The organism is Acetobacter oeni (assembly GCF_011516825.1).
GTDB lineage: Bacteria > Pseudomonadota > Alphaproteobacteria > Acetobacterales > Acetobacteraceae > Acetobacter > Acetobacter oeni.
This window is the reverse complement of sequence record NZ_WOTA01000002.1, coordinates 31,276-52,725: the sequence shown is the minus strand read 5'-3', so window position 1 is coordinate 52,725 and position 21,450 is coordinate 31,276. Positions and strand designations below refer to the sequence as shown.

At 58.7% G+C, this 21,450-nt stretch carries 22 protein-coding genes and 1 tRNA gene; 11 read left to right on the top strand and 12 right to left on the bottom strand.

The window, feature by feature from the left end:
• Nucleotides 1-163 precede the first annotated feature (163 nt).
• A complete protein-coding gene (locus GOB90_RS01555; RefSeq protein WP_146890103.1) occupies nucleotides 164-1,423 on the top strand; it encodes a cation:proton antiporter in 1,260 nt (419 codons plus the stop codon).
• A gap of 187 nt (nucleotides 1,424-1,610) precedes the next feature.
• On the opposite strand, the gene GOB90_RS01550 is transcribed toward GOB90_RS01555, so the two are convergent.
• From GOB90_RS01550 to GOB90_RS01540, 3 genes are all read right to left on the bottom strand, one after another.
• Nucleotides 1,611-1,687 (bottom strand) — tRNA-Arg (locus GOB90_RS01550).
• A gap of 120 nt (nucleotides 1,688-1,807) precedes the next feature.
• Nucleotides 1,808-3,187, bottom strand: a complete 1,380-nt coding sequence (locus GOB90_RS01545; protein ID WP_146890167.1) for an aminotransferase family protein — start codon at nucleotides 3,185-3,187, stop codon at nucleotides 1,808-1,810.
• A gap of 199 nt (nucleotides 3,188-3,386) precedes the next feature.
• The gene (locus GOB90_RS01540; RefSeq protein WP_173571877.1) at nucleotides 3,387-3,950 is read right to left on the bottom strand and encodes a S24 family peptidase; all 564 of its coding nucleotides are present in this window, start codon (nucleotides 3,948-3,950) and stop codon (nucleotides 3,387-3,389) included.
• 630 nt (nucleotides 3,951-4,580) lie between these two features.
• On the opposite strand from GOB90_RS01540, the gene GOB90_RS01535 reads away from it, so the two are divergent.
• Together GOB90_RS01535 and GOB90_RS01530 are read left to right on the top strand one after the other, a co-directional pair.
• Complete coding sequence (locus tag GOB90_RS01535) at nucleotides 4,581-4,946, top strand: antitoxin Xre/MbcA/ParS toxin-binding domain-containing protein (protein WP_029329702.1); 366 nt, start codon at nucleotides 4,581-4,583, stop codon at nucleotides 4,944-4,946.
• Nucleotides 4,943-5,461 carry an RES family NAD+ phosphorylase gene (locus GOB90_RS01530; protein WP_010516056.1) on the top strand — a complete coding sequence of 173 codons (519 nt, stop codon included), beginning with the start codon at nucleotides 4,943-4,945 and terminating at the stop codon, nucleotides 5,459-5,461. The genes GOB90_RS01535 and GOB90_RS01530 overlap by 4 nt, the downstream gene beginning before the upstream one ends.
• Before the next feature lie 134 nt (nucleotides 5,462-5,595).
• On the opposite strand, the gene GOB90_RS19450 is transcribed toward GOB90_RS01530, so the two are convergent.
• On the bottom strand, nucleotides 5,596-6,489 hold the full coding sequence (locus GOB90_RS19450; protein WP_146890097.1) for a LysR family transcriptional regulator: 894 nt from the start codon (nucleotides 6,487-6,489) through the stop codon (nucleotides 5,596-5,598).
• A 102-nt stretch (nucleotides 6,490-6,591) separates the two neighbouring features.
• Between GOB90_RS19450 and GOB90_RS01520 the strand changes: the two genes are divergently transcribed.
• Complete coding sequence (locus tag GOB90_RS01520; RefSeq protein WP_129551468.1) at nucleotides 6,592-7,407, top strand: SDR family NAD(P)-dependent oxidoreductase; 816 nt, start codon at nucleotides 6,592-6,594, stop codon at nucleotides 7,405-7,407.
• Nucleotides 7,408-7,781: 374 nt separating this feature from the next.
• On the opposite strand, the gene GOB90_RS01515 is transcribed toward GOB90_RS01520, so the two are convergent.
• Nucleotides 7,782-8,678 carry an AraC family transcriptional regulator gene (locus GOB90_RS01515; protein ID WP_053323612.1) on the bottom strand — a complete coding sequence of 299 codons (897 nt, stop codon included), beginning with the start codon at nucleotides 8,676-8,678 and terminating at the stop codon, nucleotides 7,782-7,784.
• A 217-nt stretch (nucleotides 8,679-8,895) separates the two neighbouring features.
• Here GOB90_RS01515 and GOB90_RS01510 point away from each other — a divergent pair, with 217 nt between their 5' ends.
• Complete coding sequence (locus GOB90_RS01510) at nucleotides 8,896-9,816, top strand: SDR family oxidoreductase (RefSeq protein WP_053323611.1); 921 nt, start codon at nucleotides 8,896-8,898, stop codon at nucleotides 9,814-9,816.
• A gap of 359 nt (nucleotides 9,817-10,175) precedes the next feature.
• Here the strand turns inward: GOB90_RS01510 and GOB90_RS01505 are convergent.
• Together GOB90_RS01505 and GOB90_RS01500 are read right to left on the bottom strand one after the other, a co-directional pair.
• Nucleotides 10,176-11,263 (bottom strand): IS3 family transposase gene (locus GOB90_RS01505; RefSeq protein ID WP_146890094.1). Its coding sequence is split into 2 segments (ribosomal slippage): nucleotides 10,176-11,002 and nucleotides 11,002-11,263, totalling 1,089 coding nucleotides; the frame shifts between segments, so codons are not numbered across the junction.
• 65 nt (nucleotides 11,264-11,328) lie between these two features.
• Entirely contained in the window at nucleotides 11,329-12,294 is a 966-nt protein-coding gene (locus GOB90_RS01500; RefSeq protein ID WP_242011725.1) for a GlxA family transcriptional regulator, read from the bottom strand.
• A gap of 165 nt (nucleotides 12,295-12,459) precedes the next feature.
• Here GOB90_RS01500 and GOB90_RS01495 point away from each other — a divergent pair, with 165 nt between their 5' ends.
• From GOB90_RS01495 to GOB90_RS01470, 6 genes are all read left to right on the top strand, one after another.
• Nucleotides 12,460-13,119: an HD domain-containing protein gene (locus tag GOB90_RS01495; protein ID WP_053323610.1), complete on the top strand. Its 660-nt coding sequence runs from the start codon at nucleotides 12,460-12,462 to the stop codon at nucleotides 13,117-13,119.
• A 203-nt stretch (nucleotides 13,120-13,322) separates the two neighbouring features.
• Complete coding sequence (locus tag GOB90_RS01490) at nucleotides 13,323-13,859, top strand: TetR/AcrR family transcriptional regulator (protein WP_198912161.1); 537 nt, start codon at nucleotides 13,323-13,325, stop codon at nucleotides 13,857-13,859.
• 95 nt (nucleotides 13,860-13,954) lie between these two features.
• Nucleotides 13,955-14,695, top strand: coding sequence for an SDR family NAD(P)-dependent oxidoreductase (locus tag GOB90_RS01485; RefSeq protein ID WP_053323608.1), 741 nt, complete (start codon nucleotides 13,955-13,957; stop codon nucleotides 14,693-14,695).
• A 41-nt stretch (nucleotides 14,696-14,736) separates the two neighbouring features.
• The gene (locus GOB90_RS01480) at nucleotides 14,737-15,138 is read left to right on the top strand and encodes a nuclear transport factor 2 family protein (protein WP_053323607.1); all 402 of its coding nucleotides are present in this window, start codon (nucleotides 14,737-14,739) and stop codon (nucleotides 15,136-15,138) included.
• 45 nt (nucleotides 15,139-15,183) lie between these two features.
• Nucleotides 15,184-16,149: a quinone oxidoreductase family protein gene (locus tag GOB90_RS01475; RefSeq protein WP_053323606.1), complete on the top strand. Its 966-nt coding sequence runs from the start codon at nucleotides 15,184-15,186 to the stop codon at nucleotides 16,147-16,149.
• A gap of 125 nt (nucleotides 16,150-16,274) precedes the next feature.
• The gene (locus tag GOB90_RS01470; protein WP_053323605.1) at nucleotides 16,275-17,198 is read left to right on the top strand and encodes a LysR family transcriptional regulator; all 924 of its coding nucleotides are present in this window, start codon (nucleotides 16,275-16,277) and stop codon (nucleotides 17,196-17,198) included.
• On the opposite strand, the gene GOB90_RS01465 is transcribed toward GOB90_RS01470, so the two are convergent.
• From GOB90_RS01465 to trbL, 5 genes are read right to left on the bottom strand one after another with little or no spacing between them, the layout of a single operon-like run.
• On the bottom strand, nucleotides 17,104-17,367 hold the full coding sequence (locus GOB90_RS01465) for a DUF2274 domain-containing protein (protein WP_456303409.1): 264 nt from the start codon (nucleotides 17,365-17,367) through the stop codon (nucleotides 17,104-17,106). The two genes, GOB90_RS01470 and GOB90_RS01465, sit on opposite strands and share 95 nt — an antisense overlap.
• A complete protein-coding gene (locus tag GOB90_RS01460) occupies nucleotides 17,367-18,527 on the bottom strand; it encodes a TrbI/VirB10 family protein (RefSeq protein WP_129551470.1) in 1,161 nt (386 codons plus the stop codon). The genes GOB90_RS01465 and GOB90_RS01460 overlap by 1 nt, the downstream gene beginning before the upstream one ends.
• Nucleotides 18,524-19,510, bottom strand: a complete 987-nt coding sequence (trbG, locus tag GOB90_RS01455) for a P-type conjugative transfer protein TrbG (protein WP_053323603.1) — start codon at nucleotides 19,508-19,510, stop codon at nucleotides 18,524-18,526. The genes GOB90_RS01460 and trbG overlap by 4 nt, the downstream gene beginning before the upstream one ends.
• Nucleotides 19,510-20,190, bottom strand: coding sequence for a conjugal transfer protein TrbF (gene trbF, locus GOB90_RS01450; RefSeq protein WP_129551471.1), 681 nt, complete (start codon nucleotides 20,188-20,190; stop codon nucleotides 19,510-19,512). The genes trbG and trbF overlap by 1 nt, the downstream gene beginning before the upstream one ends.
• Before the next feature lie 2 nt (nucleotides 20,191-20,192).
• Nucleotides 20,193-21,446, bottom strand: coding sequence for a P-type conjugative transfer protein TrbL (trbL, locus tag GOB90_RS01445; protein ID WP_129551472.1), 1,254 nt, complete (start codon nucleotides 21,444-21,446; stop codon nucleotides 20,193-20,195).
• Nucleotides 21,447-21,450 lie beyond the last annotated feature (4 nt).

Below are 21,450 nucleotides of genomic sequence, written 5' to 3'. Positions count from 1 at the left end.
CTCCGATGACAAAAACTCATTACACCTGATCCGCAGCGAGACCGGATCATACCGCTAAAATACGGCTGACTTCAATGTATTACGTGTTGTTCATATACACAATTTGCATATATAAGCCAGAAACACGTATTATCCCGGACCATTAAGCGAGAGGACGCAATGAATGACGAATATTACCGGACTTCTCGCCGACGCAGGTATTTTTGTTTTTCTTCCCTGGCTGCTCTGGCGGCTAATGCAACGGACAATACCTGTTGTCGTCTTTCCTATACTGATCGGAATACTGCTCGCCGTCGTGCATGCACCGGTCAAAGACCTTGGCATTCCCTCGCTCTATGGCGATGAAATCGGCTGGGTTGCCGTGCTTGTCCTCGCATTCACTGCCGGGCTGGAAATGTGGCAACATCCCGGCCAGAATCAGAGTGCCGGAAGTGGTTTTCCGTCTCCTTCTCTGGGACGTCTTCTTGCCGGGGCTGTTGTCGCATTAGGTGCCCCGTTTTTTATTGGCTCTCTGCTGGTCTGGTGGTTCTTCCTTCCGCTGCACGGCTGGCAGGCTCCGAATGCCACGCCTCTGATTGCGGCTGCATCGATTGGCCTGTGTATTGCGGTCAGCGCGCTTCCCGTTCTCATCGGAATTGTCCGCGAGTTGGAACCTGCACAGCAGCCCATCGGGCAACTGGCTCTCAAACTTGCCGTGATTGACGATGCGGCACTCTGGATTGGCCTGGCCATTCTGCAGTTTGCTGCTCGTGGCTCCGCTGCCCTGCATGGATGGAGTGGACTGGAGTTCCTCGCCGTAGCACTTCTCGCGGGCCTTGCCATGGCAGGAAACCTGGCCACCCGGCATGTCAAAAATCCACCACTATGGATCATCTGGGCCACAGTCCCTGTCTATCTCGTGGCCGGATCGTGGGCGAGTATGCAACTCGGTCTGCATGAACTGATCGGCGCCTACTTCGCCGGTGCGATCATGCCTCCGGCCTGGGTCCGCAGACTTCCGGTAGAACGGGTCGGCACATTTTCACTTATCTGGCTCGCCCCGATGTTCTTCGGGCACAGTGGCCTGCACATCAACGGCGACGCGCTCACCTGGCCCTCCGTTATCGCGTCCCTGATGCTTGTCGTCATCTCGGTCATCACCAAGATTGCAGCAGTATGGGTCTTCCCTCCCGCAAGCGGTCTCAGCAACAGACAGGCTCTGAGTGTCGGGGCTCTCCTTCAGTGTAAAGGCTTAATGGAAATCGTAGCAGCCACGATTCTGCACGGACACGGCATGCTTTCAGAATTCGCATTCGCCTCCCTGATGGTTCTCGCGGTTATTTCAACCGTACTGACAGGTCCTCTGTTCCGCCTTTTTACGCCGGGCAGGCGTTTCACGCGAGACAATCTCCCATCCGGCGATACAGCGAGTATAAATGAATAGTTACCCAGAGGCCCTGAGCATGGAGGAGCAATCAGAAAGTAAACTCTGGCATGAATATCACCGGATGAAATGAGGATAACCGTTATCGGCTGAAGTATTCCGGCCGGCAAATATTGTGAACAGATTCCGGAAAACTGACTCTGTATATTAAACGAGAGCTATCGATTACAATATTTAAAAAGGAAGCTGGCGCACCCGAAGAGACTCGAACTCCTAACCCCCAGATTCGTAGTCTGGTGCTCTATCCAGTTGAGCTACGGGTGCGCTGCGAGGGGGGTTCTAGCCGAGACGACCACACTTGGCAAGTCGCTATCCCGGACACCGGGAAAAGAATTTTGTCAGCACATATTCTTTCCCGGACATTCCTGTTGTTATCGATGAAAATCAGATTTTCACATCTCTCAGGGCCACTCCGATCGCATTCACTATTTCATCAATGTCAGCCTTCCCGACAATCAATGCGGGGCTTAAACAAAGGGTATTATTAAAGCCGGGAAGCGATCTGTTGGTCATTCCTACCAGAACGCCCTGTTTTCGGCAGGATGCTATGATCTGTTTCATGATCACCTCCGGAACGGGCTCTTTCGTTATCCGGTCCGTCACCAGTTCGGCTCCCCAGAACAGCCCCTTTCCCCGAACCTGGCCAATGATCGAAAATTCATCCTGAAGGGCGGCCAGCTTTTCTCCAAGATAAGCGCCTTCTTCCAGCGTATTCGTAAGAAGGTTTTCCTCCTCAATGATCCGCATATTTTCAATTGCCGCCGCAGGTCCGGCTGTACAACCGCCAAAAGTTGAAATATCCCGAAAAAACGACATAGGATCGTCAGGTGCCATCCTGAATTTATCGAAAACAGCTTCCGTTGTGACTGTACAGGAGATGGCCGCATATCCTGATGCCACACCTTTAGCCATGGTCACAAAATCTGGTTGAATCCCGTAATTCTGGTATCCAAACCAGGTTCCGGTACGTCCGACACCACAAACGACTTCATCGATATGCAATAAAATATCGTATTTTCTGCAGAGTGCCTGGATGTTATCCCAATAGCCCTCCGGGGGCAGAACAACACCGCCCCCCGCTGTGATTGGCTCAAGACACATCGCGCCAATAGTGTCCGGACCCTCGCGCAGAATAATTTCTTCGATCTGTCGGGCAGCAACTTCGCCAAATGGGGCATCTGTGCCATCTGTCCGGCGGTATTCAAGACAATGCGGAATCTCGACAAAACCATCCGGGAACGGACCGTAAGATTCGGCACGCTGCTGCTGTCCACAGGCTGCCAGCGCACCGATTGTCGTGCCGTGATAATCCCGGTCACGATACAGTATCTTGCTTTTTCGGCCTCCATAATGCTGAGCTGAAATCTGGCGCACCATCTTAAAGACTTTCTCATTCGCCTCAGAACCTGAGTTCGAATAATAGACACGACTGAGCCCGGGCATTTTTTCAAGAAGCTTCTGCGCAAATATTGCGCCGGGCACCGTCCCGCCACTTCCGGCGAAATAATTCAGCTTTATGAGCTGATCGCGAACCGCATCAGCAATCGATTTCCGCCCATATCCGACGTTAACAGTCCAGACCCCGCCGGATAGCGCATCAAGATATTCATTCCCTGCCGCGTCCCACAGACGCAGGCCCCGGCCTTCGACCATTACTGTCGGATCAGTCGTCTCATATGGCTTATGCTGTGTCATATGATGCCATACATGCGCACGATCGGCGGCGACAGCGGTATCCCAGTTCTCGGGCCAGTTGCTTTTCATCGTGGAAAATATTCCCTCAAAATCCTTGATACCGGGGGAAATCTGTTCCGATACCACTGTGTTGTGACAGATAACTTCGAACCACCACATTACCTGATGCATCTACAAAGTTACGATATATCAATGAAAGCACATCGTCTGGTCCCGAGTCCATTCTACGCCCGCCACTGATACAGACGCGTCAGCAGTCTTTTTCGTATTAAAGTCCCAGATGGATCCGCCCAAGAACTCGTCCGACGATTCTTAAATCAGCCCCCCCTTCATCTGCGGCAGCCCAGGCGACAGATGATGATGGTACATCAAACGATCGGAATGCAGAATTATCGCTTGAAATCGTAAATGAATCTGAGCTTCTGATCAGCAATCGCTTAACAATAAACATATCCTGCATCGTCATGACATACACATCCTCCCGGAGTGTTTCCGGTGTCGGATCGACGAAAATTGTATCTCCATTTTCTATGGAAGGTCGCATACTGTCGCCACTCACCTTCACCATAAAAACATTGCTGTTCCACACTCCGAGAACAGACCGTATGAAATAATCTGAAAATGTAACGACCTCATAGCCTTCCCACTGGTCAACCATGCTGCCGGCACCAGCCTGTGGCTCGGCATGAAAATAGCGAACTGGCCTCAGCCCACTTTCATCTGACATCTCCGCGATATCAGACACAGTAATCATCGCATTATCGTCAGAAGCTTCCCGCCCCGTTGCCAGCCAGTCAAGCGATACGGCACAAGCCTCCGCGAGGGCAATCATCGGGCCAACCCGCATTTCCCGACCCGCAATATAATTATTCAACGTTGCCAGCGGAATATTGGCACGGGTTGCAACCCGATTATTCCCTCCGGCCGACTGAACAGCTGTTCTCAGCCGTTCCGACCGTTTTTTAACATCGGATTTGTTATCTTCTGAAGGATTATCGAGTATTGGTCGTGCACGTCTACCCATCTCGACTACCTTTGTCTGTTTTTCGAATTTCTATTTTAAAATTATTATGTCTGAATGAATATGACAATCTTCTGTTAAATTTTCGTACAAACCTATAATTTTATTTTTATAGAGCCCGAAATATCCACATATATGTTTCCCTGGCTGAAACGACAAAGGCCCGGGCGGATGCCGGGCCTTTGTGGAATTCAGTGGTTGCGGGGAACCGCACACTACGATCACGGCGAAATGTGGCGAATGGTCATTCGCAAGCGTCGTTGGTTGCGGGGGAAGACAACCAACGATACTTGCGATTGGTAGACTGCGAGATACCCCGCCTCGCCGCATGACAGTGCGAACATGCCAGCGTGCATGAACATATCCAACTAGAATCCTTGTCATAGGCAATCCGCCTCATATACAATCCCATATCATGGTCAATATATGGGGCACTCCATCATGTCTGAGACCACATTCCTCGCCGACGCCTTCGATCCGTCAGGGCTGATCGCGGCAGAACGGCTGAGCAATATGTTACACATCACAAGGAGTGAACTGGCCACCACTCTGGGCCTGTCACGTGACGCCGTCTCCAAAAGCGCCCGCCTCGGCCGTCCCGCCACCCAGGCGAGGCTGCGCGACATGGTCGAGATCCTCAATCGCGTCCGGCCTTGGGCGGGCTCAGCCCAACAGGCTTTCGCATGGTACCGGTCACAGCCCCTGCCCTCCTTCGGTGATCAGACTGCCGAGGCGCTCGTCCGTGAGGGACGCGCCAATGCCGTCCGACGCTACCTGGATCGGATTGCCACCGGCGGCTACGCGTGAGGTTCACCGGACGGGTATTCCGGGCTCATAATCCACGCTGGTCTTTCACCCCATTATCAGGCGACGGTGCGACGCTTCATGGAGGCCGGTTCAACCCGGTCGGCACACCTGCCCTTTACACATCACTTCGGATGGAGACGGCCTGGCTCGAAGCCCAGCAGGGTTTTCCATTCAAGCCGCAACCTTTGACCGTCTGTGCCTATGATGTCGATAGCGAACCCGTCCTCGATCTGACCGATCTATCCAGTCTTAATGATCTGGGCTTCTCCCCCGCCACCTTGGCCTGTTCCTGGGAAGACCTTGCTGACCAAGGCAAGACGCCGCCTTCATGGAAACTGGCAAGGGCACTCAGAGCCGACGGAGCGGCGGGCATCATCGTGCCGAGCTTTGCCCCTGGAGCAACAGAAAACGACAGAAACCTCGTCTTCTGGGCATGGTCAGACAGTCCGCCCTCCCGCGTAACCGTCATTGATGATGAGAGGCGACTGCCCACAACTGCAGCGTCATGGGCGTAAGCTGACTGGAGAGTGAAATGACAAAATGGCGGCTTTCGGGCGAACCGATGCCGAAAGGTGCCACAACCAAATGCTCCGCTTTCCGGAAAAAAAGATCGAGTTTCGAGAATCGACGCCGACGCCTGGCCAACCCTTTATGCGGCCCTGCTTGCTCGAAGCGTCTTCTTGAACAGTTCGAAGGCCGTCGTCCCCTGCCGATCGGGGTAATAGAGGTGGTAGCCTGCGAAAGGCTCGCACCACGGCTCCAGCAGGCGGATGAGGTGGCCATCGGCTATCGGCGCCGCCACCAGATCCTCCAGAATGTAAAGGATGCCAAACCCCTCAAGGGCGGCGGCCACCAGCAGATCGGCGTCGTTGAACACCGGCCCGCGGCCCGGCGTGACCGTTACCGCACGACCGTCGCGCTCGAACGACCAGGGAGACAGCTCGCCATGCGCGTTGCGGTAGGCGACACAACGATGCGCCGTGAGGTCGGCGGGCTCCATCGGCCTCGGATGGTTGCTTAAATAGCCGGGAGCGGCCACCACCGCGACGCGAAGCGGAGGCCCGACCGCCAGCGCGATCATGTCCTTCTCCAGTCGCTCGCCGAGCCGGATGCCCGCATCGTAGCGGCCCGCCACGACGTCGGTCAGCCCGTCCTCCACGCACACCTCCACCTCGATGCCGGGGTGCAGGCGCATGAAGGTTGGGAGCATCGGCCACAGCACGGTGTCCGCGGCGTGTTTGCCCGTCGTGATCCGGACGGTGCCGATCGCTGCCCCGCGTGTCTGCGACAGCGTCTCGATCTCGTCGTCCAACTCGGCCAGTGCTGGCGAGAGGGTAGCGAGCAGGCGCTCGCCGGCCGCGGTCGGGGCGACGCTGCGTGTCGTGCGGGAGAGCAGGCGAAAACCGAGCTGGCCCTCGAGCCGCTTCATGGTCTGACTCAACGACGACTGCGTAACGCCGAGCCGCCTCGCGGCACGCGTGAAGCTGCGGTCGGAGGCGATCGCAACGAAGGCGGCGAGGTCGCCAAGCTGATCCGGGCGCATTGATAATCTCTGCTACTAGGGCCCATTATTGATTAGGCGCTTATCTCGATCCATTAACATGACTACTTAGACAGCAACAGTGGAAGAAACGAGGAGCAGGCGATGGGCAAGATCTGGCTGGTGACGGGCGCAAGCCGGGGACTTGGACTCGAGATCACGCGCGCGGCGCTCGATGCGGGCGAAACGGTCGTGGCAACTGCGCGGTCCGCCGACGCCGTGCGCGATGCCTTCGAGGGCGAACACGATCGCCTGCACGTCCTTGCGCTCGATATCACCGACGCTGAAGCCGCGAACTCCGTCGCTGCCGAGACCATCGAACGCTTGGGTGCGATCGACGTGCTGGTCAACAACGCCGGCTATGCCGAACTGGGTTTCTTCGAGACCTTCACCGATGCCGCGGTGCGGCGTCAGTTCGAGGTCAACCTGTTCGGCACGATGAACGTGGCACGCGCGGTCGCTCCCCACATGCGTGAGCGTCGCTCAGGCCTCATCGTCACCATCTCCTCGGTCAGCGGGCTGGTCTCCAACGGCGGGGGATCGGTCTATTCCGCGTCGAAGTTCGCGGTCGAGGGATGGATGGAGGGCTTTGCGCAGGAGCTGGCACCGTTGGGCGTCCGCTCGCTCCTGGTCGAGCCGGGGATGCTGCGCACAGATTTCATGGATGGCAGGTCGGCGAGCTTCGGCAGCATCGACATTCCAGATTATGCCGAGGCGATCGCGCAGTATCGCGCGTTCGTGGACGAGGCCAGCGGTAACCAGCCAGGCGATCCGAAGCTCCTCGCCGCGCGGATCGTGGAGCTTGCTTCCCAAGACGAGGTGCCATCGCGGTTCGTGTTCGGCACCGACGCCCGGGAGTGGGTCGGTGCTAAGGTCGACCAGTTGCGACAGGAGATCGCCCAGTCCGCCGATTACGGCTGACACGAGAAAACAAAGGCATGGGCCAAGGGAGGTTATTACTCGGCGCCAGCAGTGACCCTCGGGCGCTTCCAAGAACGAATGCAAAGCCCGAAACGCGCGGGCAAGGCCTGCCAGGCACAGTCCGGGCTAAGCTTTCCAGGCAGACGGGGAAAATGAGAAAAGTGCTTTGTGTCCAGACGGCCGGTTTCGGGACGTCCGGTGAGACGGCGGAACGGCCGAGATGAAGGCGTCTTCTGCCTGTCTGCGCATCCTATTCGATGGACAGACCGCGTTGGCCGGGGGATCGCAATTTCCAAAAACAGGAAATGTGACACAGACAGATTAGAAATGTGACACAGACAGATTAACAGAGCCCCGGACACGGTTCCGCATGGTCAAATGACAAAAGACCGAAGTTCCATCACATCGCGTTTGGGCGCTATCCCGAACCTGCGAACATAGTCCCGACTGAACTGCGACGGGCTTTCATAACCGACCTCAAACGCCGCGTGCGAGACGTTGACGTCCTCTGATACCATCAGGCGACGCGCCTCAAGCAGGCGCAACTGCTTCTGATACTGGAGCGGCGTCATGGAGGTCAGCATTTTGAAATGCTGATGGAAAGACGAGAGGCTCATGCGTGCGACAGCGGCAAGATGCTCGATCCTCACCGGTTTCGCAAAGTTGGCACGCAGCAGATGAATGGCCTCCGCGACCCGTCGCATGTGACTGTCGGGCAGAACAAGTTTACAGACTTCGCCCGCATGCGGCCCTGTTAACAGCCAGAAACAGATTTCCCGCATGATCGCCGGCCAGAGGATCTGGGGTGCCGCCGGATTATCGAGCAGTCGTATGAGCCGCCTGATGCAGTCGGCCAGATCCTCGGATAGATCGGCGACGAATACCCCGATACCCTGATCATTCGACGGTAAAGGGGGCTGAGCAAGTTCCGCCATGACCTCACGCAGGATGCCTGCGTCCAGATCCAGGGTAATGCCGATATAGGGACATTCAGGGCTCGCCTCCGTCACACGACCAAGAGCAGGTATTTCGATGCTGACCAGCAGAAACGCCATGGCCCCATACTCGAAAATGGTATCCCCAAACTCCACCGCCTTAGCGCCCTGCAAGGTGATGCAGAGTGACGGTTTGTAGACCATGCCATTTGGCGGCGTCTTTTCACTCAGCCTGATGATATTCAGACCGTCGAACGACGTCGTGAAAAGCCCGCTCGTGCCACAACCCTGCGCGTCCAGATAGCGGGTTACAGCTCTGGCGAGAGATGACGACATTCCTTGCTCCAGCCAAAATTCTAACTATTCCCGTCTACACGTGGCGCACCGCCTAAGCCAGACCATTGCAGGATCGGGCAAGAAGTTTGGCAGTTCGGGCATTCGGTCCATCGGCGTACGCAGCTAGATACCAGATATCAGCAGGGATCAATGGCGCGTGCCGTCGAACTGTCAGCCATCCCCCCAAAGGAATTTCTTGCGTGGACAGGAACCAAATATGAGAAAATGGACGACATCGAACATTCCAGACATTCGTGGCCGCTCATTCGTCGTGACCGGAACAGGCGGCCTCGGGTTTGAGGACGCACTAGCGCTCGCGCGCGCCGGAGCAACGGTCATTCTCGCCGGACGAAACCCAAGCAAAGGCGCGGAAGCCGTTGCCCGGATCAAAAGAGACACTCCCGAGGCAGACATCAGCTTCGAAGTTCTTGATCTGGCTGACCTTGCGTCAATTGCCGCGTTTGGTGAGCGCCTGCGCAGCCAGCGCGACCATCTCGACGTGCTGATCAACAATGCCGGGGTGATGACGCCCCCCACACGCAAAGTGACCTCGGATGGTTTCGAACTGCAGTTCGGAACCAACTATCTCGGGCATTTCGCACTGACTGCGCATTTGCTGCCCCTGCTTCGCAAGGGTCATGATCCGCGCGTTGTCACACTCTCCAGCATCGCAGCGCGTGACGGTCGGATCGCATTCGATGATCTTCAGGCGACACATAATTACAAGCCGATGCCAGTCTACAGTCAGTCTAAGCTGGCCTGCCTGATGTTCGCGCTGGAACTTCAGCGTCGCAGCGAAGCGGAAAACTGGGGAATAACCAGCATCGCCGCCCATCCCGGTATTTCGCGTACCGATCTGCTTCCGAACGGAGCTGGCGCTTTGAGCGTATTTGGCCTCGCACGGCGGATATTGTGGTTTCTTTTCCAGCCAGCCGCACAGGGCGCACTGCCGACCCTTTTCGCCGCGACATCATCGGAGGCAAAGGGCGGTGGCTATTATGGCCCTGACAGACTGAGTGAGACGCGCGGGTATCCGACTGTCGCCAAAATACCCCCCGCAGCGCTCGACCGGCAGGCCGCCGCGCGCTTGTGGGATATCTCCGAACAACTTGCCCATGTGCAGTTCAGCAATAACTAATTAGAGATCACCGCAAGGAGGAACAAAGCAAAAGCAATAAGACGCAAAATAGTTCGCGTCCTGACGATGCCGCGTGGCCCCATGGCAGTAAGATTTCTGTTTGCGGGTCAGGATCGCCTGTTTCGAGGTTGCCGGAAAACATCTCTCATGTGCCGCAGTCTCACGAGAAATGCTCTCCAACCATATTCTCGTTTTTTGCCCCAGGCGCCTCAGCATGCGCGCGGTCAAGAGCTTACTCATACAGGCTAATTTCAAAAAGTCGCGGAACATCACTAGGGTCAACACACGAAGCGAATTAGTCGACGCAACTATGCTCTGTTGGTAATCCCCCCATTTTTAGTGGGGCATTGAATGAGAATTCAGGCAGCTGTTTTTAGTTTCTGGGCGGGGGTTAGCCCGCTGTTCCCCATGTTGGATCTGTCATGGTTATATGTCCAGAGCCATTGTGTTGCGACCTCCTGCACGTCCTGAATGCTTTCAAACAAATACTGCTCCAGCCATTCCTGCCGTACAGTTCTGTTGTAGCGTTCAATATAGGCATTCTGCTGCGGATTACCCGGTTGCGTATAGATCAGGGTAATCCCCTGTTTTTCGGCCCATGAAACCAACGTATGACTGACATATTCAGGGCCATTATCCATTCGGATAGCTTCTGGCCTGCCACGCCACTCCATAACCTGTTCCAGACAGCGGACAACCCGACAGGCTGGCAGGGAAAAATCAACCTCGATCGCCAGTCCTTCACGATTGAAGTCATCCAGAATGTTCAGGAGCCGAAAAGCACGTCCATCCATCAGCCTGTCCGCCATAAAATCCATGGACCAGACCCTGTTGGGAAGGGCCGGAACCGACAGCTTTTCAGGCTTTTCGCGAACCAGACGCCTGCGGGGTTTAATCCGCAGGTTGAGTTCCAGTTCCCGATAGATCCGATAAACCCGCTTATGATTCCAGAGCTGTCCCTGCACATTGCGCAGATACAGGAAACACAGACCAAATCCCCATCTCCTGTGAGCCTGGGTCAGTCCCACCAGAAGAGCGGCAATCCTGTCGTTCTCCGCTTCCAGTCGCGGACGATAGCGAAAGCAGGTCTCGGATATCCCAAAAATCCGACAGGCCAGCGCAATGCTGACCCCATGATGCGCCACAGCTTGTGCGGCCAGTTCCCGGCGCTGGGCTGGCCGCTTCATTTTTTTCCAAGGGCTTCCTTCAGGATATCCGTCTGCATGCTCAAATCCGCATACATGCGCTTCAGCCGACGGTTCTCCTCTTCCAAAGCCTTCATCTGACTGATCATCGAAGCATCCATGCCGCCATATTTCGCGCGCCACCGGTAAAACGTGGCGTTGCTAATCCCATGCTCCCGGCACAGGTCAGGAACCGGGACACCGCCCTCAGCCTGGCGGATCACACCCATGATCTGGGCGTCAGTAAAGCGATCACTCTTCATCAGAATCTCCTCAATTCTTACGCTGAGAAAATTCTCATTCAAAAGTCACTCTTTTTATGGGGGGATTACCTGTTACGATTCCGCCGACGTAGAGCCTGTGGCGGCTGTCCGTATACGCGCAGGCACGCGCGACGCATGCGTTCGAGATCGCGAAAGCCAACATGCAAGGCGATCTGGCCGAGCGATTCGCTCGTATTTTCGATACGTGGGAGAGCGGCGTCACACCGCAGGCGCTCGACTGCGCGAGCCGGTGTCTCCCCCGTCTCCACGACGAACTGCCGGGCGAACTGGCGTGGACTGATCCTCGCGACATCTGCCAGCCGCTCAACCGACAATGGCTCCCGCAAGTGCGTATGAATATAGGCAATAGCATCACGAATGCGCCCTGGGCGCGGCTCCAGGTCGAGAAGAGTCGAAAACTGAGACTGGCCACCACTGCGGCGATGATAAACCACAAGTTCCCTCGCGACAGCCTTGGAATTTTCGATCCCGAAATCCTCCTCGATCATCGCCAGCGCAAGATCGATGCCGGCGGTAATGCCCGCCGAGGTCCAGATCGCACCGTCGTGAATGAAAATCCGGTCGGCCTCGACCTTGAGCGAGGGATAGCGGCGCTGGATATCAGCCGTATGTCGCCAATGGGTCGTCACGCGATGTCCGTCTAGCAGCCCTGCTGCCGCCAGAACGAACGTTCCGGTGCAGACGCTGGCGCTACGCCGCGCATGAGGCGCCAGCATGCGCACAAGTGCAATCAGATCATTCTGCTGGGAGAGCATCTCTGTATCGGGAGCCCCCACGACCACAAGCGTATCGAGGCGCCTGGGCACAGGTGGCTGGATGGTGTCGATTGTCACTCCCGACGAACTGGCCACGAGCCCACCCGATACCGAGACGGTCCGGATGTCATAGGCCGTCCGATGAAAGTCGCGCGCCAGATTAAACGCGCATAGCGGACCACTTACGTCGAGGAGTTCGAACCCGGGAAACACGACGAACCAGATGGCAAGGGCATCGGAGGGAGCCGGCATCATCTGTCACCCTATGGCAGAATACGAGGTCTATATGTCATTTCTGCCACCCGTGACAGAGAATAAAATCCGCATGAAACGACAGGCCTCATGAGGCAGGAGGTCGCCGGATGGTCGCGACATCGTTGTCAGGATTGTCGGAGCCGGAAACAAAAAGGAGCTTACGTCATGATAGATACGCTTCGTTCTGGGACGAGCATCAATGGCATCGTTGTGCCGGACTCCTCTCTTGGCCGCGCGATCACGGAGTTTATTCGTGATACCGAAAGCGAGTTGCTCTTTAATCATTCGAGCCGCGTCTATTTCTTCGGCGCGCTTGCCGGGCAGCAGCGCGAACTGATCTTCAATCCCGAACTTCTCTACGCTGCCGCGATGTTCCACGATATCGGATTGATGCCATCGCACAGCAGCGAGACTCTTCGTTTCGAAGTTGACGGCGCCAATGCCGCACGGGATTTCCTCAAGAGTCACGATGTCGACCCATCTGACATCGAAAAGGTCTGGACGGGCATCGCCCTCCACACGACCCCTGGCGTGCCAGAATTCATGCATCCCGTGATCGCGCTCACCACGGCCGGCGTCGAAATGGACGTTCTCGGCCTTACGTACGACCAGTATCCCGACACGGTCCGCGAGGCAGTTGTTGCCGCCTTTCCAAGGACACCGCATTTTAAGGAAGACATCATCCAGGCATTCTACGACGGTATCCGCCATAAGCCGGACACGACCTTCGGTAACGTAAAGGCGGATGTGATCGCTGATAAAGAGCCTCATTTTCATAAAGGAAACTTCTGCTCAATCATCCGCACATCGCGCTGGAGTACCTGACCGCTGCGTCATGCGTATCTTCACATGATAGTGAAGGCGTTTGCATGTCAGTCCGAGAACTGCATCCACAGGATGCGTGTGATAACCGGCATGATACAGCCACATGAAAAATATGAAGACTTACACAGTTCTTGACAATTCGTTCCATAATTGCGATGTGTCATTCGATGGCAAGACCGAAAGCATTTGACCGGGGAGCGGCCTTGGCTGCAGCGACGAAGACCTTCGCGACCTACGGTTACGAAGGGACTTCGACCGAGGCCCTCGTGAAAAGCATGGGGATCGGTCGCCAGAGCATGTACGACACTTTCGGGGACAAGCGCGCACTATATCTTGAGGCTTTACAACATTACTGCTTCGAAAGTGTGGGACAAATCGCGGTAACGCTTCAGGCGACCGGCTCTCCTCTGACCGCAATCGAAGCCGCCTTGTTGGGATTCGCGGCCCGCATTCAGGATGACAGCATGTGTCTTGGCGTGGGCTCAATATGCGAATTTGGCCGACGCGATCGGGAAGTAACCGCAATCGGTAAATCATCTGCCGCAAGCATGCAGAACATTTTTGCCGCAACGATCCAGCGCGGCAAGGATCTCGGCGAAATCCCGCCGGAGATCGACCCGAAGGATGCCGCACGGTTCATCAATGCAACGTTCATCGGGCTGAAAGTCATGGCACGCGGGGGCGCAACACACGACGACCTGCGCGCCACCGCACAGATGGCCCTGCGCTGTCTTGGCTAGGGGGAAAGCTCTCCCCCCTTTTTTTGTTCTTTATTTGACTGTTCGTTCCAGAAAACTGAACGAACAGTCAGCAGATCGACCAGGAGTTTTCAACAATGAGCCTTTCACTGACCGGAAAAGTTGCTTTTGTTACCGGCGGATCGCGCGGTATCGGCGCTGCCATTGTCCGTCGCCTCGCGGCAGACGGCGCGGCCGTGGCCTTCACCTATGCGGCCTCGGCCGATGAAGCCAACAAGGTTGCATCCGAAGTCACCGCTGCCGGGGGCAAGGCCCTCGCCATCAAGGCGGACAACACCAGTGCCGATGAAATCAAGGCTGCCGTGTCGCGCACGGTCGCGGAGCTGGGCGGCCTCGACATTCTGGTGAACAATGCCGGCATCGTGCTCGGTGGACCGGTGGACGAGTTCGCGCTCGACACCTTTGACAAGATGTTCGCCCTCAATGTGCGCGGCACCTTCGTCGCGATTCAGGCAGCCGTCCCGCACATGAAGGAAGGCGGACGGATCATCAACAACAGCAGCGTGGTCGCGCATTACACCGCGTTCCCCGGCTCCTTCGCCTACGCGATGACCAAGGGGGCCGTCAGTTCCATGACGCGCGCCATTGCCCGCGATCTCGGGCCGCGCGGAATCACGATCAACGCGATCGAGCCCGGCCCGACCGAAACCGACAACATCAGGAACGACGCGATGCGCGACATGCTGCGTCCCCGCATGGCGCTCGGCCGCCTGGGGTCGGATACGGAAGTCGCGAGCTTCGTGGCCTATCTCGCCAGCCCTGAATCCAGCTTCATCACGGGCTCCCTGCTGACGATCGACGGCGGTTACTCCGCCTGATCCCGGCCTACCGGAACCATTCCCAGCAAAGGACAGTCCAGATGTCAGATGCAGGAGAAACAGTCCGGCAGTTCGTCGCATCCTTCGAAAAGAGGGATGCGGAGCTGCTCAAGACATTCCTTGACGACGCCATTGTGTTTTCCAACCACGGCGATCCCGAAGTGCGCGGGAAAGAAAACGTCGTGCAGATCTGGAAGCGGGTCTTCACGGCATTCGCGCAGGTGCGCTTCGAGACGATCCGTCAGGCCGTCGACGGCGCGATCGTGCTGGCCGAACAGATCCATCACCTGGCCCTGCCCGGTCGTGAATCCGCCGCCATCCCTAACATGGCGACCTATGAAGTCCGCAATGGCCGCATCGTGCTTTGGCATGATTACAGCGACGGCCAGTCCGCCCGCGAGACCCTGAACGCCACGAAGCCGCTTGCGGCGCCGCAGTCGTGACCTGACGCATACCCCCTTTGACTAACCATTCCAAGGAAGACTGGCATGCACGCTATCGTAATGCGCGAACCGGGCGGCCCCGAGGTTCTTGAACTGGTCGAGAGACCCGACCCGGTGCCGGGTCCCGGCGAAGTTCTGGTCGATGTGGCCGCGGCCGGCGTCAACTTCATGGATACCGGCGTCCGGCGCGGTATGTTCTGGATGGAAGCCGATCCGAAGATCCTCGGCGTCGAGGGCGCGGGCCGCGTCCTGTCCGTCGGCCAAGATGTCGAGGATTTCCGACCGGGCGAGCGCGTGGCCTGGGTTTACTCCCCCGGCAGCTATGCCAGTCGCGCCGTCATTCCGGCAGGGGCACTCGTGCCCGTTCCCGACGCGATTGACGACCAGACAGCTGCGTCCGTCATGATGCAGGGCCTGACGGCCAGCCATTTCGCGACGGATTTCTACCCGGTCCAGCAGGGAGAATTTGCCCTAGTCCACGCGGCGGCCGGTGGGCTCGGCCTGCTACTGACGCAGATCATCAAGATCCGGGGCGGCAAGGTCATCGGCCGGGTGTCGTCGCAGGAGAAGGTCGAGATCGCGCGTGGGGCCGGTGCCGATCATGTCATCGTGGATGCCGGCGGCGATTTTGCCGAAGAAGTCGTCCGCGTGGCTGACGGCGAAGGCGTGCATGTCGCCTATGACGGCACGGGTCCTGTGACGTGGCGGGCATCGCTCAATGCTCTGCGCCGCTCCGGCACGCTGTGCTGGTTCGGCCCGGTGCTTGGTGGCCCCGGCCCAATCGAGATCACCAGCATCCCAAAAAGCATCAAGATCGGTTATGCGGTCTTCGTGGACCATATTCATACGCCGGACCTGCTACGCGCCCATTCGGCGCAGATCTTCAATTGGATCATCGAAGGCAAGATGAAGGTCCATATCGGCGGCACCTACCCGCTGGCCGACGCTGCCCGCGCTCATGCCGACATGGAGAGCCGCAAGACGACCGGCAAGCTCCTGCTGATTCCGTGAAGAGGCCGGAAAGCAGGCTTAAGCGGAGACGCGGCATTCTGCATTATCTCGGGCCACATGAGGAAGCTGCTGGAAACCTCATGTGAGCGAGATTTTGGCGATAGTGACACAGGTTCGCTCGTACCATGCGCAGTACAAATCTCGAATACTTCAGGTTTGCCGTTGAGGCCGGTAGCCTGACACGGGCGGCCTGGCTTCATGGTGTCAGAGTTTCGACAATGACCAGAGCAATCGATAAGCTTGAAGATGAGCTTGGCGTTACCCTGCTGGAAAGAACCCACAGCGGCATTCGACTGACTGCGGCTGGCGATGTCCTCTTCCATCGAATCAGCTCATTGCTTGATGATTGGGACGAAATAAGAGCCTTGTCGCAAATTCTAGGAACGGGCCGCCGAGGGGTCATTCGGATTGGCAGTCTACTACCCCTCGTCGGCCAACGCATCAGGCTGGCGTTATCAGCATGGCGAAAAAAACATCCCGATATCAGAGTTTCTTTTCACGAAATGGGAGATTTTGACCTCCAATCCGCTCTATTTCGGCATCGTGTGGATGTGATTTTCTTCACTCCATTCATTCAGTCCGACTACCTTGAGTCACTTCCGTTTTGCGTTGAAAATCTGATGTTAGCCATGCCGAGCGAGCATCCACTACGTCAATATGAAAGCGTGACACGCAAGGAATTGCAGAACGAAACATTTCTACTACAGGATTGGGGAGGTGATTATAGTGTGCGACGTCGTTACCTAGAAATTTTGGGCAGCGACATCACCCTTGAAAGTCATCCGGCGGGAAAGCAGTCCGTATTTGCGCTTGTTGGATCTGGATATGGCATGACCCTTGCCGTCCAGAGTCAGGCGGAACAGGGTTTTCCGGGTGTCATTTTCCGGCCACTACGGGAGAGGAATACGCAATTGCAAATTCGCCTCGGTTGGGATGCCAATAATCAGGACACCGTTACGGGTCGGTTCGTGGCTTTTGTCCGTGATCTAGTTCCGGACGACCGGCGAGAAGACGTCTTGCCAAGGAAAAGGCTCGATCGCCAGCCATAAAGCGCGCGAGCATCGGCCCAATCAGCTTTGCTGGCGTGATCTCGGCCTGACCGCTCTCACGCGCCAGCAGCCGCCCGTATTCAACCAGATCGCGATGCACGGCGGCGGGAAGCTCGACGGTCACGCGTATCGGCCTGTCATCCGCAATTGGCCCAAGCCTGAGCTTCATCATCGGGAAACCTCCTGTCCGTAGGGGGCGAGAACCAGGTCACGATGCACCATGACCCGCACCGGAAAGCCCGGCCGGATGATATTGGTCGACTGGATATTCAGCGAGCGTCCGACGATCTGCTCGCCGATCTGGTTGAAGCCCTGCGAGCCGCCGGTCCGCAAGGCCTGGGCGATGCCATTGCCGCCGCTGATGTCGGCCTCGGAGCCCACGCTCAGCATCGTCGAGACCAGGGCGGCCTTGAACACCTCGCCCCAATGGTTGTCGGTCTGGTCCTGCAACCCGGCGAAGCCCGCCGGATCAGCGGCCGGCTCGTTCTCCAGCACGATCGAACCCCCGGCACCGCGCATCAGCCGGGTCCAGACCAGCAGCACACGGGTCTGGCCATAGGAGATCTGAGAGTCATAGCGGCCGATCAGCGTCGCGCCCTGCGGGATCAGTAGGATATGCCCGGTCGGACTGTCATAGACATTCTCCGTCACCTGCGCCGTGACCTCGCCGGGCAGGTCGGAGCGGATGCCAGTAATCAGCGCGCCGGAAATGATCGATCCCGCCTGGATTATATACGGGCTGGGAGCGGGAGTCAGACGCGCGGCACTGACGGTACGCTGGTCGACCGGGCCATCGAGAAACGCCTGGTTGCGATCAGTGGCAGCACCGGCAGCCGGAACCGGGGTGGCACCAGCTGTCACCGGGGCAGCACTGTTTCGCCCGACCTGCGTCTGGGTAAAGAGATGGCTGACCCGTGCTGCTTCCTGCTCCTGAGCCATACGCTGCTTTTCGGGATCGGCGGGTGCCGCCGATGTCGCCATGCCGGGGACACCCACACCTGCTTTGAGGAACGGCCTGCCGAGATCGCCGGGCAAAGGAGGCCCGAGGCGCGGCGGGTGGGTATAGTCTCCCGGCAGATTCGCCAGCCCGTCCGGCGTGGTGCGATTGCCGGTATTATAGAGTTCGGCCTTGCCCGTTCGGGGTGCGGACTTCAGCGCCACATAGAGCGCGCCCCCGACGCCGAGCACCGCCACCAGCGTCAGCCCCATGATCACCCTGCGCGACAGCCGCGTGACCGGCGGTCGCGTCACGCGCAACCGCATCTCGCCCGGCGGCCTGACGGGAGGCACTGGTTTGTCCGCCTCCCCCGCTCCGGTGCTCCCGCTCACGACCGACGCGCTCCATCGGTGCGCACGATGCGCACCACCTGCTGGTGCTTCGCGCCCAGTCGCAGTTCGGCAGCCGCGAACAGGCGATCGACGATCATCCGATTGCCGCGCACCCGATAATTCACGAGTTGGCCGTCGCCCTGCGGGCCGACCACCCACAATGGCGGCATCTCCCCCTGGGCGATGCCGGTCGGGAATTCGATAAAGACCTGCCGCCCGTCATCGAAGGCCCGCAACGGCCGCCACGGCGCCTCGTCGCCCTCGACCCGGTAGCGAAAATTCAGCGCGTCGAGATCGACGCCGGTCACGACCGAAGCCGCGAGATCCGCGTCACGATCCTGGCCGCGCAGGGCGACGATCTGGTCCTGCGGATAATCCCAGGACACCGACGCCATATAGGTCCGCTCATCGGAGCGCAGTTCCAGATGATAGGTGCGCCGGTCGGTATTGACGACCAGGTTGGTGGTCAGGTCCGGGCGGGTCGGCTTGAGCAGGATATGAATCCGTTTCGACGCCCCTGCCCCGCTCTCGGTGTCGCCGATAATCCAGCGTACGGTATCGCCGGCAGCGACCGGACCGGCACCGACCAGCTTCTCGCCCGGCTGCAGCGCGATGTCGGTGATCTCGCCGGGTGCGGCATAGAGCTGATAGAGCGCACCCTCGGAGAAGGGATAGACCTGGATCGCATTGAGATAGCCGGCCCGCGTCGGCTGGATCCGCGCCACACTGTTGGCGCGCTCGACCCGCTCATGCGGATCGGCGGGCTCGGGTGATGCATGCCGATAGGGGATCGGCTTGAGCTGCCCCGGCAACGGCAAGGGCTCCGGCAGCTCCACCACCTGCACCGGCTTGGGCGGTTCCGGGGTGAGGACCGCCTGCCGGGGCGTATCGTCGTATCTGATGGCAGGCGGCTTCCATGAGGAGCAGGCCGCCAGCGGCGCCAGCAGGATCATGAACGGCGCGATTGTGTTGAGGGTGCGCATCAGCCGAGTTCCCTAGACCAGTTGAGGGCGTGGATGTAGATGCCGAGCGGGTTCTTGCGCAGCCGCTCGGCATCGGTCGGGGTGGTGACGACGATGGTGAGGATCGCGCTCCAGCGCTCGGTGGACGCCAGCGCGCTGTCGACATAGCGGCGCTCGATCCATTCCACCCGGAAGCTGTCGTCGGAAGCGCGGATGACGCTGGCAATCTCGATCGCAACCTGCATCCTGCCGATCCGGCTGAAGGGATCGTTGGTGCGGGCATAATCATTCAGGGCCAGCGCGCCGCGGTCGGTGACGTAGTTATAGGCGTCGAGCCAGTTCTGCCGCAGCACCACCGGATCGGCCGGGATGCCGCGTACCTCGGAGACGAAGCGCGCCAGATACCAGGCGATCTGCGGATCGGTCGGCCGATAGGCGGCGGTCGCCGGACCGACGGCCTGCGCCTGACCGAGATGGTCGATCTGCACCACCCACGGCGTGACGGTGCCGCGCAGCGACTGCCAGACCAGCCCGGCGCCCAGCCCGCCGCTCAAAGCGAGACAGCCGAAGAAGGCCAGCCGCCAGTTGTGGGCCTGGACACGGGCCGAGCCGATGCGATCGTCCCAGACCTGTCCGGCCTTGTGATAGGGCGTCTCGGGTTCCGGCGTCCGGCCGAAACGCACATTGGGGCGGCGGAACATGGTTATTCTCCCTCCGAGAGATCGACGTCGTGGCCGCCACTGGGCCGGTCGCCGCCCTTAATCGCCTGTGCGGCCGCATCCGCCCCGCCCCTGATCCGGTTGTTGCGCTGCATCCGGCTGGCCCAGGCGGGCGGCTTGCCGGCAGAAGCTCCGCCAGCGCCAGAAGCGGTCGCACCTCCCGCACCGCCAGTCGCGGCGGCTCCGCCGGCCTGATAACTGGTGCGGACACTGGCCATGGCGCGGCGCAACGGGCTGGCGGCGGCGGACAGTCCGGCCTTCGCGACGCCTGCAGCACCTCCGGCCTGATAGGCGGCGGTCGTGCCGCCCGCGACAAAGGCCCCGCCACGCACCGCGGCTGCCGCGGCTCCCACAGCCAGGCCGGCGCCAGACGCGGCAGCCACGCCGGCACCGACGACCCCGGCTGCGGTGGCGACAGCGGACCCGGCGCCCAACTGCGGACCACCGGCGATCAGCCCATTGGCCAATGCCGGGCCGAACACGGTCAGGCCCAGCAGAGTCAGGGAAGCCAGGATCAGCGTCAGCGCGTCATTGATGGTGGGTGGATTATTGAAGCCGCTGGTGAACTGGCCGAACACCGTCGAGCCAATGCCGACGATGACCGCCAGCATCAGCACCTTGATCCCGGACGACACCACGTTGCCCAGCACCTTCTCAGCGAGGAAGGCAGTGCGGCCGAACAGGCCGAACGGTACCAGCACGAACCCGGCGAGCGTGGTCAGCTTGAACTCGATCAGCGCCACGAAGAGCTGAATCGCCATCACGAAGAAACTGATGACCACGATCAGCCAGGCAATCAGCAGCACCGCGATCTGGATCGCGTTGTTGAAGAGGGCGACGAAGCCGACCAGTGAGGAGATCGAGGTCAGGATCGGCTTGCCGGCATCGATGCCGACCTGCGCCAGCCGCCCCGGCTGGAGCAATTGCGCCTGGGTAAGATGCCCACCGCCCGCCTCGATGCCCAGCCCGGCGAAGGACTCATAGATGATCTTTGCCAGCCCGTTGAAGTCGCCGATAATGAAGGCGAACATGCCGATGAACAGGGTCTTGCGGATCAGCCGCGCCAGCACGTCCTCATCCGGCGCCAACGCCCAGAACAGCCCGGCCAGGGTAATGTCGATGGTAATCAGCACACCGGCAAGCCAATGGACGTCGCCCTGCACCAGACCGAAACCGGAATCGATATACTGGGTGAAGATGGCGAGGAAATTGTCGATGACGCCGGTGCCCTGCTGCATGGCG

Excerpts from the sequence above, each read along its gene's own strand:
- GOB90_RS01555 (WP_146890103.1), top strand. The coding sequence starts at position 164 with ATGACGAATATTACCGGACTTCTCGCCGACGCAGGTATTTTTGTTTTT.
- GOB90_RS01545 (WP_146890167.1), bottom strand. The coding sequence starts at position 3,187 with ATGAAAAGCAACTGGCCCGAGAACTGGGATACCGCTGTCGCCGCCGAT.
- GOB90_RS01540 (WP_173571877.1), bottom strand. The coding sequence starts at position 3,950 with ATGATTGCCCTCGCGGAGGCTTGTGCCGTATCGCTTGACTGGCTGGCA.
- GOB90_RS01535 (WP_029329702.1), top strand. The coding sequence starts at position 4,581 with ATGTCTGAGACCACATTCCTCGCCGACGCCTTCGATCCGTCAGGGCTG.
- GOB90_RS19450 (WP_146890097.1), bottom strand. The coding sequence starts at position 6,489 with ATGCGCCCGGATCAGCTTGGCGACCTCGCCGCCTTCGTTGCGATCGCC.
- GOB90_RS01520 (WP_129551468.1), top strand. The coding sequence starts at position 6,592 with ATGGGCAAGATCTGGCTGGTGACGGGCGCAAGCCGGGGACTTGGACTC.
- GOB90_RS01515 (WP_053323612.1), bottom strand. The coding sequence starts at position 8,678 with ATGTCGTCATCTCTCGCCAGAGCTGTAACCCGCTATCTGGACGCGCAG.
- GOB90_RS01510 (WP_053323611.1), top strand. The coding sequence starts at position 8,896 with ATGAGAAAATGGACGACATCGAACATTCCAGACATTCGTGGCCGCTCA.
- GOB90_RS01500 (WP_242011725.1), bottom strand. The coding sequence starts at position 12,294 with ATGATGCCGGCTCCCTCCGATGCCCTTGCCATCTGGTTCGTCGTGTTT.
- GOB90_RS01495 (WP_053323610.1), top strand. The coding sequence starts at position 12,460 with ATGATAGATACGCTTCGTTCTGGGACGAGCATCAATGGCATCGTTGTG.
- GOB90_RS01485 (WP_053323608.1), top strand. The coding sequence starts at position 13,955 with ATGAGCCTTTCACTGACCGGAAAAGTTGCTTTTGTTACCGGCGGATCG.
- GOB90_RS01480 (WP_053323607.1), top strand. The coding sequence starts at position 14,737 with ATGTCAGATGCAGGAGAAACAGTCCGGCAGTTCGTCGCATCCTTCGAA.
- GOB90_RS01475 (WP_053323606.1), top strand. The coding sequence starts at position 15,184 with ATGCACGCTATCGTAATGCGCGAACCGGGCGGCCCCGAGGTTCTTGAA.
- GOB90_RS01470 (WP_053323605.1), top strand. The coding sequence starts at position 16,275 with ATGCGCAGTACAAATCTCGAATACTTCAGGTTTGCCGTTGAGGCCGGT.
- GOB90_RS01465 (WP_456303409.1), bottom strand. The coding sequence starts at position 17,367 with ATGAAGCTCAGGCTTGGGCCAATTGCGGATGACAGGCCGATACGCGTG.
- trbG (WP_053323603.1), bottom strand. The coding sequence starts at position 19,510 with ATGCGCACCCTCAACACAATCGCGCCGTTCATGATCCTGCTGGCGCCG.
- trbF (WP_129551471.1), bottom strand. The coding sequence starts at position 20,190 with ATGTTCCGCCGCCCCAATGTGCGTTTCGGCCGGACGCCGGAACCCGAG.
- trbL (WP_129551472.1), bottom strand. The coding sequence starts at position 21,446 with ATGCAGCAGGGCACCGGCGTCATCGACAATTTCCTCGCCATCTTCACC.